13 protein-coding genes and 1 riboswitch are annotated in these 15,830 nt (G+C 60.9%); of the genes, 11 read left to right on the top strand and 2 right to left on the bottom strand.

What is annotated here, in order from left to right; all coding sequences use genetic code 11:
* The first annotated feature begins 315 nt into the window (after positions 1-315).
* A riboswitch (cobalamin riboswitch) is annotated at positions 316-528 on the top strand.
* A gap of 98 nt (positions 529-626) precedes the next feature.
* From cobW to D8U60_RS10350, 5 genes are all read left to right on the top strand, one after another.
* Positions 627-1,691 carry a cobalamin biosynthesis protein CobW gene (gene cobW / locus D8U60_RS10370; protein ID WP_130900069.1) on the top strand — a complete coding sequence of 355 codons (1,065 nt, stop codon included), beginning with the start codon at positions 627-629 and terminating at the stop codon, positions 1,689-1,691.
* 3 nt (positions 1,692-1,694) lie between these two features.
* Complete coding sequence (gene cobN / locus D8U60_RS10365) at positions 1,695-5,543, top strand: cobaltochelatase subunit CobN (protein ID WP_130900068.1); 3,849 nt, start codon at positions 1,695-1,697, stop codon at positions 5,541-5,543.
* Positions 5,544-5,757: 214 nt separating this feature from the next.
* Positions 5,758-6,768, top strand: a complete 1,011-nt coding sequence (locus D8U60_RS10360) for an AAA family ATPase (RefSeq protein WP_130900067.1) — start codon at positions 5,758-5,760, stop codon at positions 6,766-6,768.
* 20 nt (positions 6,769-6,788) lie between these two features.
* Positions 6,789-7,433, top strand: coding sequence for a VWA domain-containing protein (locus tag D8U60_RS10355; RefSeq protein WP_130900066.1), 645 nt, complete (start codon positions 6,789-6,791; stop codon positions 7,431-7,433).
* A gap of 357 nt (positions 7,434-7,790) precedes the next feature.
* On the top strand, positions 7,791-9,350 hold the full coding sequence (locus D8U60_RS10350; RefSeq protein WP_130900065.1) for a TerC family protein: 1,560 nt from the start codon (positions 7,791-7,793) through the stop codon (positions 9,348-9,350).
* Between the two features lie 35 nt (positions 9,351-9,385).
* Here D8U60_RS10350 and D8U60_RS10345 read toward each other — a convergent pair whose 3' ends face one another.
* Positions 9,386-10,462: a GGDEF domain-containing protein gene (locus tag D8U60_RS10345; protein WP_130900064.1), complete on the bottom strand. Its 1,077-nt coding sequence runs from the start codon at positions 10,460-10,462 to the stop codon at positions 9,386-9,388.
* 115 nt (positions 10,463-10,577) lie between these two features.
* Positions 10,578-11,009, bottom strand: a complete 432-nt coding sequence (locus D8U60_RS10340) for a thioredoxin family protein (RefSeq protein WP_130900063.1) — start codon at positions 11,007-11,009, stop codon at positions 10,578-10,580.
* Between the two features lie 458 nt (positions 11,010-11,467).
* Between D8U60_RS10340 and D8U60_RS10335 the strand changes: the two genes are divergently transcribed.
* From D8U60_RS10335 to D8U60_RS10310, 6 genes are all read left to right on the top strand, one after another.
* Positions 11,468-12,316, top strand: coding sequence for a transporter substrate-binding domain-containing protein (locus D8U60_RS10335; protein ID WP_016774493.1), 849 nt, complete (start codon positions 11,468-11,470; stop codon positions 12,314-12,316).
* Between the two features lie 51 nt (positions 12,317-12,367).
* Positions 12,368-13,030 carry an amino acid ABC transporter permease gene (locus D8U60_RS10330; protein WP_024012746.1) on the top strand — a complete coding sequence of 221 codons (663 nt, stop codon included), beginning with the start codon at positions 12,368-12,370 and terminating at the stop codon, positions 13,028-13,030.
* A 9-nt stretch (positions 13,031-13,039) separates the two neighbouring features.
* Positions 13,040-13,702, top strand: coding sequence for an amino acid ABC transporter permease (locus tag D8U60_RS10325; protein ID WP_016774495.1), 663 nt, complete (start codon positions 13,040-13,042; stop codon positions 13,700-13,702).
* On the top strand, positions 13,699-14,490 hold the full coding sequence (locus D8U60_RS10320; protein WP_073474746.1) for an amino acid ABC transporter ATP-binding protein: 792 nt from the start codon (positions 13,699-13,701) through the stop codon (positions 14,488-14,490). The genes D8U60_RS10325 and D8U60_RS10320 overlap by 4 nt, the downstream gene beginning before the upstream one ends.
* A gap of 31 nt (positions 14,491-14,521) precedes the next feature.
* Positions 14,522-14,911: a RidA family protein gene (locus tag D8U60_RS10315; RefSeq protein ID WP_016774497.1), complete on the top strand. Its 390-nt coding sequence runs from the start codon at positions 14,522-14,524 to the stop codon at positions 14,909-14,911.
* A 147-nt stretch (positions 14,912-15,058) separates the two neighbouring features.
* Positions 15,059-15,823, top strand: a complete 765-nt coding sequence (locus D8U60_RS10310; protein ID WP_122610571.1) for an IclR family transcriptional regulator — start codon at positions 15,059-15,061, stop codon at positions 15,821-15,823.
* The last annotated feature ends 7 nt before the right edge of the window (positions 15,824-15,830 follow it).

The raw sequence follows: 15,830 nt of genomic DNA, 5'->3' as shown, positions 1-15,830 counted from the left end.
TTTGCTTTTGTGGGAGCGAGCCTGCTCGCGAAGGCGGCCTGACAGCCGACCTGTTCTTGAAGTGGTACCCAATCCAACTGTAGGAGCCGCCGAAGGCTGCGATCTTTTGATCTGGCTTTTGCTTTTGATCTTTTGCCCCTTCGGCAGGCTTCGTTATGGGATCGCTCCGGGTGTGGCAGCGCAGCTACCGTAAGACGCAGTCGTACATCTGGAAGCGTGAGTCGCTGGAGCGAAACCGCCCGCCGCTGCAGCCGTAGCAACGGATATGCCCCGGTTCCGAGGCTCAACGCCCATTGACCCATCCCCACACCATGCGTAGCCTTGCGCTTTCGAGGTTCTTCGGCACTCGCCGAAGCTAAGAAGGGAACGCGGTCAAAGCCGCGGCTGCCCCCGCAACTGTGAACGGTGATGTTCGTTGCCACGCCACTGCCAGCTCAACCGATGAGCCAGCGGGAAGGCGCAATGGACGCCAGGCCCAACGCCTGAACACCGTCAGCCAGGAGACCTGCCTCGTCACAGATTCTCACTACAACCGGGCGGGGTGATCCGGTGGCGAATGCTTCCGGCGTGCATGCGCGCTGCCGGTTCTCGTCCCGTATGCCCGCCGCTTGCCAAAGGGCATACCGATGAAAACACTGGCCAAACTCCCCGTCACCATCGTCACCGGTTTCCTCGGTTCGGGCAAAACCACGCTGCTGCGGCACATGCTCGATAACGCTCAGGGCCGGCGCATTGCGGTGATCGTCAACGAGTTTGGCGAGCTCGGCATCGACGGTGAAATCCTCAAGCAATGCACCATCGGCTGCACCGAGGAAGAGGCCAGCGGCCGCGTATATGAGCTGGCCAACGGCTGCCTGTGCTGCACGGTGCAGGAAGAATTCTTCCCGGTAATGCGCGAACTGGTTGCCCGTCGCGGCGATCTCGACCACATCCTTATCGAAACCTCGGGCCTGGCCCTGCCAAAACCGCTGGTGCAAGCCTTTCAGTGGCCGGAAATCCGTAGCGCCTGCACCGTTGACGCGGTAATCACCGTTGTCGACAGCCCGGCGGTCGCTGCTGGCACCTTCGCAGCGTTCCCGGATCAGGTCGATGCCCAGCGCAAACTCGATCCGAACCTTGATCACGAGTCGCCGCTGCACGAATTGTTCGCCGATCAACTGGCCAGTGCTGACCTGGTCATCCTCAACAAAGCAGACCAGACCAGCGCGGAAGATCTGGCTCGGGTGCGCGCTGAAGTCGCCGAAGAGCTGCCGCCAGCGGTAAAAATCATCGAAGCCAGCAATGGCCGCCTGCCGCTCGACGTGTTGATCGGCCTCGGTGCCGGCTCCGAGGAGCACATCGACAGCCGCCACAGCCACCATGATCACCACCACGACGGCGATGAAGACGATCACGATCACGACGCCTTCGATTCGATCTCAATCGAACTGCCGCAAGCCGATGAAAGCCTGCTGCTCGACGCGCTGACGCAACTCGTGGTGCAACACGGCATTCTGCGGGTCAAAGGCTTCGCGGCGATTCCGAACAAGCCGATGCGCCTGTTGATCCAGGGTGTGGGCACGCGTTTCGACAAGCATTTCGACCGTCAGTGGGGCGCCGAAGAAGCGCGCGTCACGCGTCTGGTGCTGATCGGTCAGGAACTCGATGCCGCGCAACTCGAAGCGCAATTGCGCGCTGCGCTCAGCGTTTAAGCCATGCACCTGCTCAGGACCCAGCCCGGCGGATTCGTCTCGGACGACAACATTGCCGATCTCGGACAAACCCCCGCCGAGCTGGTGATCCTGTGCAGCGGCGATTCCAGCCTGGCGCTGCTTGCCGAGGCTGCGCAGCAATTGCCCGATGACTATCCGAGCCTGCGTCTGGCCAACCCGATGCAGGTGCAGAATCATGCTTCGGTCGATCTGTATGTCGACGAAGTGCTGCGCCACGCCAAGGTCATTCTGATCTCTCTGCATGGCGGCATTGCCTATTGGCGCTACGGTGTCGAGCGGCTGGTCGAGTTGTCCGAACGCGGCGTGCAACTGATTCTGGTGCCCGGCGATGACCGCCCGGACCCCGAGCTCAGTGACTTGAGCACGGTCAGCGCCGAAGTACGCGATCGACTCTGGCAATTTCTGCGTCAGGGCGGCATGGGCAATGCACTGGATTTCTTCCGTTGCCTGGGCAACCAATGGTTCGCCCGTGATTACCCGTGGAACGAGCCGCAAACCCTGCCGCGCACGGCGATTTATCACCCACAGAAAAACAGCGCTGCCCTGAGCGATTGGCAAGCCGAATGGCTGCCCGGTCAACCGGTGGCGGCGCTGTTGTTTTATCGCTCGCATTTGCAGGCGGCGAACACCGCGTTCATCAATGTGTTCTGTCAGCGTTTGCAGGCAGCCGGGCTCAATCCGCTGCCGATCGCGGTGGCCAGTCTGAAAGAACCCGGTTGCTTGTCGGTGGTCGAGGACTGGCTGGATGAAGTCGAGGCGGGGGTGATTCTCAACACCACCGGTTTTGCCCAATCAAGTCCCGAGGCGCCGCATCTGCGCCCGTTTCGCCGCAACATTCCGGTGATTCAAGCGATCTGCGCTCAGGACAATGAGCCCGGCTGGCGCGACAGCGAACAGGGCCTTGGGCCGCGTGATCTGGCGATGCACATTGCTTTGCCGGAGCTTGACGGGCGCATCATCAGCCGACCGATCAGCTTCAAGGATCTGGCGTGGCGCTGCGAGCGCAGTCAGTCCGATGTGGTCTGTTATCGCGCCCAACCTGAACGCATGGATTTCGTCGCCGAACTGGCGCGGCGCTGGATTGCTCTGGGGCGGGTGCCCAATGGCGAAAAACGCATCGCCCTGATCCTCGCCAACTACCCGACCCGCGACGGCCGCATCGGCAATGGCGTCGGCCTCGATACGCCGGCGGCGGCGCTGAATATCCTCCGCGCATTGCGTGCCGAAGGTTATCCGATCACGGCCGAGTTGCCCGACAGCGGCACCGAACTGATCCAGCAACTGCTCGGCGGTGTCAGCAACGACCTCGATACTCTCGACCTGCGCCCGTGCCAGCAGAGCCTTGTGATGGACGATTACCTGGCAATGTTCAATGCGTTGCCGGAAGCGAATCGCGCCGCGGTACTCGAGCGTTGGGGATCGCCACACAACGATCCGATGTGTCGCGACGGTCGCTTGATGATCGCCGGTCTGCGTTTCGGTCTGACCTTTGTCGGCATCCAGCCCGCGCGCGGTTATCAGGTCGATCCGAGCGCGGTGTACCACGACCCGGATCTGGTTCCGCCGCACGGTTATCTGGCGTTCTATTTCTGGTTGCGCAACACCTACGGCGCTCACGGCGTGATCCACGTCGGCAAGCATGGCAATCTCGAATGGTTGCCGGGCAAAGGCGTCGGCCTTTCGGAGAATTGCTGGCCGGACGCGCTGCTCGGGCCGCTGCCGAATATCTATCCGTTTATCGTCAACGATCCGGGCGAGGGCGCTCAGGCCAAACGCCGCACGCAAGCGGTGATCATCGACCACCTGATGCCGCCACTGACCCGCGCCGAAACCTACGGGCCGCTGCGCAATCTGGAGCTGCTCGCCGACGAGTATTACGAGGCGCAACTGCTCGATCCGCGCCGCGCCCGTGAGTTGCAACGCGACATTCTGCAATTGGTGCGTGACACGCAGATCGACCGGGAACTGCAACTGGACGCAGCGCTGGACAGCGATGCCGATGCGGCGATCTGGTTGCCGCGTCTGGACACTTATCTGTGCGACCTGAAGGAATCGCAGATTCGCGATGGGTTGCACATCTTTGGCGAATCGCCGAGCGGGCGCTTGCGTATCGACACCTTGCTGGCGTTGCTGCGCATCCCGCGCGGTGACGGCAAGGCCGCGCAGTCGAGTCTGCTGCGAGCACTGGCTAAAGCGTTTGATCTTGGTTTTGATCCGCTGGATTGCGCGTTGGCCGATGCCTGGAGTGGCCCGCGTCCGACCGAGTTGCAGGCCATCAGCGAAGAAGTCTGGCGCACCGCCGGCGACACCCGCGAACGCCTCGAATTGTTTGCCGCAGACCTGATCTCCCAAACACTGAATGTCCCCTGTGGTAGCGAGCCTGCTCGCGAAAGCGGTGTGTCAGTAAAAGAACAGTTGTCTGACCCGACGCCTTCGCGAGCAGGCTCGCTCCCACAAGGGCCGGGGTGGGCTGAGGTTGATTCGATACTCGAGCATCTGCGCGAAGTCGTCGCCCCGCGCCTCGATGCTTGCGGCCCGGCCGAAATGCGCGGTCTGCTTGACGCCCTCAGCGGTCGTTTCGTCCCCGCCGGCCCCAGCGGCGCACCCAGCCGTGGCCGTCTCGACGTGCTGCCCACCGGGCGCAACTTCTATTCGGTGGACGTGCGCAATCTGCCGACCACCACCGCGTGGCGCATCGGATTCCAGTCGGCGACGCTTATCCTTGAACGACACTTGCAGGACCACGGCGATCACTTGCGCCAACTCGGCTTGTCCGTGTGGGGCACCGCAACCATGCGCACCGGCGGCGACGACATCGCTCAGGCCATGGCGTTGATGGGCGTGCGTCCGGTCTGGGCCACGGGCAGTCAGCGCGTGGATGATTTCGAGATTCTGCCGCTGAGTCTGCTCGATCGTCCAAGAGTCGACGTGACGCTGCGGGTTTCGGGGTTTTTCCGTGATGCGTTTGCCAATCTCATCCGCCTGTTCGACGCCGCCGTGCAAGCGGTGGCCGCGCTGGACGAGCCGGACGACTTGAATCCGCTGGCCGCTAAAGTGCGTGCCGAACGCGAGGCGCTGTTGCAGTCGGGCGTCGATGAAGATACCGCGCGGCGTCAGGCCGGGTGGCGCATCTTCGGCGCGAAACCGGGGGCGTATGGCGCCGGGGTGCAAGGCGCGATCGATGGGCGTCTGTGGCAGAGCCGCGAAGACCTCGCCGAGGTCTACCTGAACTGGGGCGCCTACGCTTACGGCGGCGCCGACGAGGGCACGGCTGCCCGCGAGCAGTTCAGTCAGCGTCTGAGCCAGGTGCAGGCAGTTCTGCAGAACCAGGACAACCGCGAGCATGACCTGCTCGATTCCAACGATTACTACCAGTTCCAGGGCGGCATGCTCGCTGCGGTGGAGACGCTGCGTGGCGAAGCGGCGGCCAGTTATCACGGCGATCACAGCCAGCCGGATCTGCCGAAGATTCGTACCCTGAAGGAAGAGTTGAACCGCGTGGTGCGCTCGCGCGCGGCGAATCCGAAGTGGATCGACGGAATCAAGCGTCACGGCTACAAAGGCGCGTTCGAACTGGCGGCGACGGTTGATAATCTGTTCGCCTTCGATGCGACTACGCAGTTGATCGATGACCATCAGTACGCGTTGCTGGCGGAGGCATATTTGCTTGATCCGGCGACCCGGGATTTTGTTCGTGAGCATAATCCGCATGCTCTGCGCGACATGACCGAACGCATGCTCGAAGCGCAGCAGCGCGGGATGTGGCAGGAGCCTGGGGCTTATAAAGAGGCGCTGGAGAATTTGCTGTTGGATATCGAGGAAGATATGTAGCCGCTAAAAAGCTACCCTCACCCCAGCCCTCTCCCGGAGGGAGGGGGAGCCGATCTCTAGCGCTGTCGAAATTTGCGTCGACCCGATGCATCACGTCGACAGAACTCGAGAGGCCCTCACCCTAGCCCTCTCCCTCTGGGAGAGGGCTAGGGTGAGGGCAACAACTGACACCACCACAACGTCATGACCATCCACGACCACGAAAGAGCAACCCATGACCGACACCCCGCATTTCCCACTCTCCGCCGTGGTCGGCGCCGATGACCTGAAGCTCGCCCTGTGCCTGACCGCCATCGACCCGAAAATCGGCGGCGTACTCATCGAAGGTCCGCGCGGCATGGCCAAGTCGACGCTGGCGCGGGGCCTGGCGGACCTGCTCGCCAGCGGCCAGTTCGTCACTTTGCCGTTGGGCGCTACCGAAGAGCGTCTGGTCGGCACCCTCGACCTCGATGCTGCCCTGAGCGACGGTCGCGCGCAGTTTTCGCCCGGTGTTCTGGCCAAGGCTGACGGTGGCGTGCTCTATGTCGATGAGGTCAATCTGCTGCCCGATCACTTGGTCGACCTGCTGCTCGATGTCGCCGCCAGCGGTACCAACCTGATCGAGCGCGACGGCATTTCCCATCGGCATTCGGCCAAATTCGTTCTGATCGGCACCATGAACCCGGAAGAGGGCGAGCTGCGGCCGCAACTGCTTGACCGCTTCGGCTTGAACGTTGCCCTCAGCGGCCACACCGCGCCCGCCGAACGCGGACAGATCATTCGCCGGCGGCTGGATTTCGACAGCGATCCACAAGGGTTCTGCGCGCAGTGGGCGAGCGAGCAACACATCCTGCGTTCGCGCTGTGAAAGCGCCCGCGAGCGTTTGGCAGCCATCCCACTGGATGACGCGGCATTGGCGTTGATTACCGAGCGTTGTTTCGCTGCTGGCGTCGATGGCTTGCGTGCCGATCTGGTCTGGTTGCGCGCGGCCCGCGCCCATGCCGCGTGGCGTGGGGCGGATGCGATTGCTGAAGAGGACATCGACGCGGTGGCCGAATTTGCCCTGCGCCATCGCCGCCGCGAACACCCTTCATCCAGCGCCCAATCACAAGCGCAATCTCCCTCAGGCACTGACAGCAAATCCGGCGAAGGCCAGGGCCAGTGGGGCGAGATGCCGGCAACGGCGCAAGCCACCGGTACCCGCCGCGACGTTCCGAGCTGGCCGCCACTGGCAAAAAAGCCCTAGGCATTCGCCCCCGGTCCGACGTGGGGGCGAATGCCAGACCCCGTGCCGGACAACTCGACAATGGCCGCCAGGGCCAGCGGCATGGGGCCGGCAGCGGATCGGTGAACTGGCCGGGCACGCTGCTCAATGGCCGCCCCCAGCGCCGCGCCGATCTGCTGTTTCAACAGCGCACCCGCGCGCCCCATGAAATCTGGCTGGTGATCGTCGACGCGTCGGCTTCGACCCGTCGCCATCAGGCCTTGAGTGATGCCAAGGGCCTGCTCGCGCAGCTGTTCGACGATGCTTATCGCCAGCGGGCGCGGCTGGCGTTGCTGACCGCCAGTGGTTCTGCGCCGAAATGGCAGGTGCAAGGCTTGAAGGCCTCAAGCGGCCTGGGCGTCTGGCTCGACGGTCTGGGCGCCGGTGGCGGCACGCCGTTGCTCGCGGCACTGGCGCAGGCGCAGCAATGGCTGACGCTGCGACGCAAGCGCTTTTCTGCCGAACAGCAACGCTGCCTGATCGTGACCGATGGTCGCGTGAAAGAACTGTCGGCGTTGCCAGTGCTGGCGTGTCCGGGATTGCTGATCGACATTGAGCGCGGGCCGATTCGACTGGGCCGGGCGAAGGATCTGGCGACCGCGCTGCAAGCGCAGTATCAGCATATCGATGAGCTGGATTTGCGCTGAAATCTGCCGCACCGCTCGCACCCTTTGGGAGCGAGCCTGCTCGCGAAGGCTTCTTCAGCAACGCTGAAAGTCTGCGATCAAGGTCATTCATACAGATTTTGAAATGATTTACCGCTGTGGAGCAGGTCGGTCGACGCTGTACGCTCGAAGGCCATTTTTCATTCAGGATCTACATGAACACCCTCTCGGAGCCTCCCAGTCAGCACTCTCCAGCACGCCTTCGCGCGGTCTTGATCCTTTCGCAGCACCCCGTCTTCCGACTACCGACTATGGTTGATAACGCGGCTCTTGAGCCTTTGCGTTGCACTTCGCCGTGTCCGGCCGCCTGAATTCACTGAAGAGAGATCGAGACGTTTTATGGAATGGTTAGCGGATCCCACGGCCTGGTTAGGCCTGTTGACTCTGATCGTGCTGGAACTGGTACTGGGTATCGACAACCTGGTGTTCATCGCAATTCTTGCCGACAAACTGCCGCCGCATCAGCGCGATCGCGCGCGGATCATCGGCCTGTCGCTGGCGTTGATCATGCGCCTGGGCCTGTTGGCGAGCATTTCCTGGCTGGTTACGCTCACGCAGCCGTTGTTCGAGGTGTTCGACAAGAGCTTCTCCGGTCGTGATCTGATCATGCTGTTCGGTGGCGTGTTCCTGTTGTTCAAGGCGACGATGGAGTTGCATGAGCGCCTCGAAGGCCATGTCGGCGAGCGCTCGACCAACACAACCTACGCGCTGTTCTGGCCAATCGTCGCGCAGATCGTGGTGCTCGACGCGGTGTTCTCGCTCGATGCGGTGATTACCGCCGTGGGCATGGTCGATGAACTGGCGGTGATGATGATCGCCGTGATCATTTCCATCGGCCTGATGATCGTCGCCAGCAAGCCGCTGACCCGCTTCGTCAACGCACATCCGACCGTGATCATGCTGTGTCTGGGCTTCCTGATGATGATCGGTTTTGCCCTGACCGCAGAAGGTCTGGGCTTCCATATCCCGAAAGGTTACCTGTACGCCGCCATCGGTTTCTCGATCCTCATCGAAGTCTTCAACCAGATCGCCCGGGCTCGGCGCAAACGTTCGATGCAGGGCGTGCGCCCGATGCGCGAGCGCACAGCCCATGCGGTGATGCGTCTGCTCGGTGGCCGCAAGCTGGCGGCGGAGGAGGTTGGCGAGGAAATCTCCGACCTGCTGGACAACGGTGAAGCGCCGGTGGCCGAGCTGTTCGACCGTCGTGAACGGGTGATGATCAGCGGTGTGCTGCAACTGGCGGAGCGGCCGATTCGCAACCTGATGACGGTGCGCGCCGACGTTGACCTGATTGATCTTGCCGATGACGCCGAAACCATTCGCACGAAGTTGATGCATTCGTCGTATTCACGCTTGCCGCTGATTCGCGATGGCGCGGTGGACGAGCCGCTCGGCTTCGTACACAAGAAGGAATTGCTCAAGGAGTATCTGGCCGGCAACGAGCCGAACCTGGAGCATCTGGCACGCAAGACCGTCAATCTGCTCGACAGTTACTCGATCCTCAATGCCCTGGAGCAGATGCGCGCGGCATCGACGCACATCGCCTTCGTGGTCAATGAGTTTGGCGATTTCGTCGGCGTATTGACCATGACCGACATCCTCGAATCGATCGCCGGTGAGTTGCCCGATGCCAGTGAAATCGAAGGCCCTGATGTGGTCGAAGAGCGCGGCGGGTTTCTGGTCAGCGGCGCGCTGCCCTTGGTTCGCGTTCGCCAGCGTACCGGCTTCGATGCCGAGCCGACCGAGGATTATCAGACCATGGCCGGGTTGGTCATGAGTCTGCTGGATCGGTTGCCGATGACCGGTGATCGGCTGGAATACGAGGGCTGGCAATTGACCGTCAAAGCGGTCCAAGAGCGGCGGGTGACGCGCGTGTTGCTGGAGCGTGAGGTGGCTTGAGCATTCGCGGAATGGCGCAGCGGTCGCTGCGCTTGTTACTGATGAAACGTAAAGCGGTCCTTGCCCGTATGCTTTGATTCGTACAACGCCGCATCCGCCTTGATCAGCGCCTGATTCAACGAGTCACCCTCAGCCACCCGGGTAATGCCGATGCTGATGGTGACCGGGTGCTGGGTGGGCTGTTCACGCACTGACTGGCACAGTTGCGTGGCAAGGCTTTCAACATCCTCGTGCCGCACTCCCGCCAGATAGATCGCGAACTCCTCACCGCCCATACGGGCGTAGTCAAACGCAATCATCACTGTCTTGATATCGGCAGCGACGCGAATGAGCACCTCATCACCGATGTCATGCCCGTAGGTGTCGTTGACCTTCTTGAAGTTGTCGATGTCGATCATCATCAGGTAATGATCGCGCTCGCGCGGGCTTGCCAGCAGCCGTTGCCCTGCGTGGGTCATGAACGAGCGTCGGTTGGGAATCTGCGTCAGCGGGTCGTTATAGGCCTGATCCAGCAGCAGCCGCGACATCAGGTAGTTGTTCAGCTTGGCCTCACGAAATTTCAAAAAGGTGTACACCGTGAGTGCGCAGAGAAACACGCTGTAGCAGGCAGTCAGGACGCCGCGCAGTTCAGTGATTTCGGTAGTGGTGGCAAGAAACGGGTTGAGGATCACCCAGATCACAACTTGTACCGCAAAGAACGCCCAGCGCCGCAGCGGCAGTACCGACACGCTGTACAACATGCTTGCTGCTGCCAAGACCAGCCACAAGCTGTGCGAAGCAGGCGCGAGGCCGTCGACGATCATTCGCACACCGACGGTCAATCCCAGGACCAGCAACAGGGTGAGCACATCGAAATGGCTAGCCCTGCGCGTAAAACCGAGCACCACCGTCAACAGCGCGAAACCAGCGAGAAACGCCATCGAGCGCCACGTGAAACCCTGGCCGCCGAGAAAACTGACGATCAGATCAAACAGCAGCCACATGAACACACTGACCACGTAGATCAACAGGCTAAACGGTTTGAGCCGTTCGAACTCGCGCTGGAGAAACTCTTCTCTCAACTCGTTTGACGCGGTTTCCTTCAACGCTTGCGCTTCAATGGTTTCGAACATGCTTATCCCGCTGTCTGCGCCGATCCTGGCAACCACCCGAACCGGCGGGCGGCGCGCAATGTGTTCGCTCAACAGCAAAGCAGGCAGACAGCGGGTTGTCCAATCCCGGTCGGGTTCAGCGCAGAAGCCGGTGGCGCGAACCAGTGACGGTGCGCAATGACTTGAGTGTTCGCCTCAGCCATGCCAGATCATGGTGAGGTTTGCGTGGCGTTGCGGGAGCCTTTGTCCTGCCGACATGCCGGGCCATATCCCTCGCCAGGGTTTCCTCGGTGCCGATACCTTTGAGCTTTTTCAGCAGCCTGCCGTTTTTATAGAACAGCACTGTTGGCGTGCCCGTGACGTTCGGGTGCTTGGGCGATTGGCTGGTGTTGAGCATATAGATGTTGGCGCGCAGTCGGTAAGGCTCGGCAATCTGCCGAAAGACCGGCCCGGCCCATTCGCAGGCGGGGCAGTGTTCATTGGCGAAATAGAGAATGACCGGACGCCAGGTTTTCAGGGCTTTGCGGTAAACCGGGTCCAGCGAGGAAGTTGTGTTTGTGGCGTTCATCGAAGGGTCCTTTTCAACGAGCGGGTAGGCACCTTGACGTTAAAGGAGTAGGGGCGTCGCGGTCTACTGTCAGAAATTACAGGTGGGCTGCGTCAACACGAGAAGTGCTGTCGTGACGGTGATAGCCGTCGGGAAACGGCAGGGTGGTGATGTCTACAGGCAGGCGCTAAAGCGCTGATACCGGGTCTTGTTCAACTGTCACCCTGATTCGCACCACAACGGCGCGATCTGACCCAAGTTGGGAACGCATTACCCCTTTCCTGGCTGCGTCAGGTATTTCCTTCGTTCTAGGTCGGGCCAAACCCTTTGGTCCACGAACCATATCTTGTTGATTCCAATAGCGTTCAAAGCAGTTACAGATTTCGCGAGATTCCTGTGGCACACTTTCTGCTGTCTATTCCGTAGTAACAAACCGTGTTCCGGTATAGCGGAATAAACACAATTCTGGAGTGCTTGCCATGCATCGCCGTCCTTCGTTGTTCAAAGCGTGTGTTTTTGTTCTTGCAGCTTCTTCCTCGGTCATGGGCCTGGCCCAGGCTGCCGACAGCAAGCTCGACAGTGTTCTCGCCCGTGGCAAGTTGATCGTGGGCACTGGCAGCACCAATGCGCCGTGGCACTTTCAGGGCGCGGACGGCAAGTTGCAGGGTTTTGATATCGACATCGCCAGGATCGTGGCCAAAGGGCTGTTCAACGACCCGAGCAAAGTCGAGTTCGTGGTGCAGTCGTCCGATGCGCGGATCCCCAACCTGCTCACCGACAAGGTCGACATGAGCTGCCAGTTCATCACCGTTACCGCCAGCCGCGCACAGCAAGTCGCGTTCACCCTGCCGTACTACCGCGAAGGTGTTGGCCTGCTGTTGCCGAACAACAGCAAGTACAAGGAAATCGAAGACCTGCAGGCGGCGGGCGATGACGTCACCGTTGCGGTGCTGCAGAACGTGTACGCCGAAGAACTGGTGCATCAGGCATTGCCCAAAGCCAAGGTCGATCAGTACGACAGCGTTGACCTGATGTACCAGGCCGTGAACTCCGGCCGCGCCGATGCCGCCGCCACCGATCAGTCCTCAGTCAAATACCTGATGGTGCAGAACCCTGGCCGCTACCGCAGCCCGAGCTACGCCTGGAGCCCGCAGACTTACGCTTGCGCCGTCAAACGTGGCGATCAGGACTGGCTGAACTTCGTCAACACCGCGCTGCATGAAGCCATGACCGGTGTTGAGTTCCCGACCTACGCCGCCTCGTTCAAACAATGGTTCGGTGTTGATCTGCCATCTCCAGCCATCGGTTTCCCAGTCGAATTCAAATGATCCCGTGAGAGTGGGGCGATGACCGTCGCCCCGCTCAAGGTACTGCTGACCATGAACTATCAGTTGAACTTTGCCGCCGTGTGGCGCGATTTCGACACCTTGCTGGCGGGGCTCGGTCTGGGCTTGCAGCTGGCGCTGGTGTCGATCGCCATCGGCTGCGTGATCGGCCTGCTGATGGCGTTTGCCTTGCTGTCGAAGCATCGCGCCTTGCGGGTGCTGGCCTCGGTGTACGTCACGGTAGTGCGTAACACGCCGATCCTGGTGTTGATTCTGTTGATCTACTTTGCACTGCCCAGCCTTGGCATTCGTCTGGACAAGATTCCTTCGTTCATCATCACGCTGTCGCTGTATGCCGGCGCGTACCTGACCGAAGTCTTCCGTGGCGGCTTGCTGAGCATCCCCAAAGGCCAGCGCGAAGCCGGGCTGGCAATCGGTCTCGGTGAATGGCAGGTCAAGGCTTACGTCACCGTGCCGGTGATGCTGCGCAACGTGTTGCCGGCGCTGTCGAACAACTTCATTTCGCTGTTCAAGGACACCTCGCTTGCCGCTGCGATTGCGGTGCCGGAGCTGACCTATTACGCGCGCAAGATCAACGTCGAGAGCTACCGGGTGATCGAAACCTGGCTGGTGACCACGGCGTTGTATGTCGCGGCCTGTTACCTCATTGCCATGCTGCTGCGTTACCTCGAGCAGCGTCTGGCGATCCGCCGATAGGAGGCTGCGATGTACGAATCTCCCAGTTGGTTGCATGAATTGTGGGTCGCGCGCGAGCCGTTGTGGCAGGGCTTTCTGACCAGCGTGCAGGTCTCGGCGCTGGCCATTGTGTTGGGCACCATGCTCGGCGTGGTTGCCGGCCTGGTCCTGACTTACGGCAGATTCTGGATGCGTGCGCCGTTTCGGCTGTACGTCGATCTGATTCGCGGCACACCGGTGTTTGTATTGGTGCTGGCCTGCTTTTATATGGCGCCGGCGCTCGGTTGGCAGATCAGTGCGTTTCAGGCCGGAGCCCTGGGCCTGACGCTGTTTTGCGGCTCGCACGTCGCCGAAATCGTTCGTGGTGCGCTGCAAGCCTTGCCGCGTGGGCAGATGGAGGCGGGGAAAGCCATCGGCCTGACGTTCTATCAATCCCTCGGCTACGTACTGTTACCTCAGGCGCTGCGGCAGATCCTGCCGACCTGGGTCAACTCGTCCACCGAAATCGTCAAGGCGTCGACCTTGCTCTCGGTGATCGGCGTCGCCGAATTGCTGCTCAGCACGCAACAGATCATCGCCCGGAACTTCATGACCCTGGAGTTCTACCTGTTCGCCGGTTTTCTGTTCTTCGTCATCAACTACGGCATCGAATTACTCGGCCGGCACATTGAAAAGCGGGTGGCCCTGCCATGACTCAAGCTCAAGTTGCTTCACAGGATCAGGCATTGCTGGATATTCGCGGCCTGCACAAACAGTACGGCGCGGTGGAAGTGCTCAAGGGTGTCGACCTGAGCATGCAGCGCGGCAACGTCGTCACGCTGATCGGCTCCAGCGGTTCGGGCAAAACCACGCTGCTGCGTTGCGTGAACATGCTCGAAGAATTCCAGGGCGGGCAGATCCTGCTCGACGGCGAGTCCATCGGCTACGACGAGGTCAACGGTAAACGTGTGCGCCATGCGGAAAAGGTCATTGCCCGCCATCGTGCGATGACCGGCATGGCCTTCCAGCAATTCAACCTCTTCCCGCACCTGACCGCGTTGCAGAACGTCACCTTGGGCCTGCTCAAGGTGAAGAAAATGCACAAGGACGAAGCCGTGGTGCTTGCCGAAAAATGGCTGGAGCGTGTCGGCCTGCTGGAGCGGCGCAATCACTTTCCCGGTCAGTTGTCCGGCGGTCAGCAACAGCGCGTGGCGATTGCCCGAGCGATTGCGATGAACCCGAGCCTGATGCTCTTTGACGAAGTCACCTCGGCCCTCGACCCGGAACTGGTTGGCGAGGTGCTCAACGTGATCAAGGGGCTGGCCGAAGACGGCATGACCATGTTGCTGGTGACCCACGAAATGCGTTTCGCCTTCGAGGTCTCGGACAAGATCGTTTTCATGAATCAAGGTCGAATCGAAGAGCAGGGGCCTCCCAAGGAACTGTTCGAACGCCCGCAATCGCCGCGTCTGGCGGAATTTCTCAAGAGCACGCGGTTTTGAATCTGCACTTTTGCAATCAGGAGAAACACCCATGAGCATTACGCGTTACGGCACCGGCAGCACCGCCGCCGGCGGCCAGCCTCGTCCATTCGCCCGCGCAGTTGAAGCGGATGGCTGGCTGCATGTGTCCGGCCAGGTTCCGGCGGTGGATGGCGAGATCATCGTTGGTGGCATCGTCGAACAGACCCACCAGACCATGAAGAACCTGATCGCCATTCTCGAAGAGGCTGGTTATGGTCTTGAAGACGTGGTCCGCGCTGGCGTCTGGCTGGACGATCCACGGGATTTCAGCAGTTTCAACAAGGTCTTCGCCGAGTATTTCAAACCCGAACACGCCCCGGCGCGGGCCTGTGTGCAGGCGAGCATGATGGTTGATTGCAAGGTTGAGATTGACTGCATTGCCTACAAGAAGAAGGCCTGATACACGCCGATCGTTCCCACGCTCTGCGTGGGAATGCAGCCCGGGACGCTCTGCGTCCCAAAAGTGGACGCGGAGGCATTCCCACGCGGAGCATGGGAACGATCATTGGCTGTAAACTCCCGGCGACTTTGAATGGAAACCACTGACATGACCGAAGACACCATCAAGCGCCGGGCACGCGGTCTGGACCGGGCGTTCGATATCCTCGATTTTCTCAAGGAAATCGGCCAGCCCCTGCGCCCCAACGACATCGCCAACGGCATCGGCGGTCCGAAATCGACGGTCTACGAACTGGTCGCGTCCTTGCTGGAGCGACGGATTCTCGAGCCGGTGGGCAAGGACGGCCACGTCTACCTTGGCCGCCAGTTGTACTTCCTTGGTCAGGCGCATCTGCGGCATTTCGACCTCAGTCGCGAGGCCGATCACGCTTTGCAGGAGATCGTCAGCCAGACCCGCGAAACCGCGCAGATGTGTCTGCTCAACGGGCGCAAATACACCGTTGCATTGATGAAGGAGGGCGAGCGGCATTTCCGCATTTCCTCCGATATTGGCGAAAACGCGCCGATCCCATGGACAGCGTCCGGACGCCTGCTGCTCGCGCATTTGAGCGATCAACAGATCATCGACCTGATCGACGAAGACGACTACATCCTGCCCGACGGCGAACGCCTGCCACTGGACCGTTTTCTGGCGGAGATTCGTCAGGCCGGCAGCGATGGATTCTTCTCCTTCGACAGCGTCGCCGACACCTTCACCCATTGCTTCGCCGCGCCGGTCAAAGACCCGCAAGGCGTGGCCATTTGCACTTTGTGCATCGTCGCCCCGCGCGCCGATGCGAAAAACAATTACAACGACTATCGCCGGGTGCTGATCGAGAGCGCCAACAGCCTCGCCCGGCGGATCAACGAATAACCGCGGC

It is taken from the genome of Pseudomonas sp. Sample_11 (assembly GCF_004307505.1).
Lineage (GTDB): Bacteria > Pseudomonadota > Gammaproteobacteria > Pseudomonadales > Pseudomonadaceae > Aquipseudomonas > Aquipseudomonas atacamensis.
The sequence above is the reverse complement of the archived record's forward strand: the minus strand, read 5'-3'. Positions and strand labels throughout refer to the sequence as shown.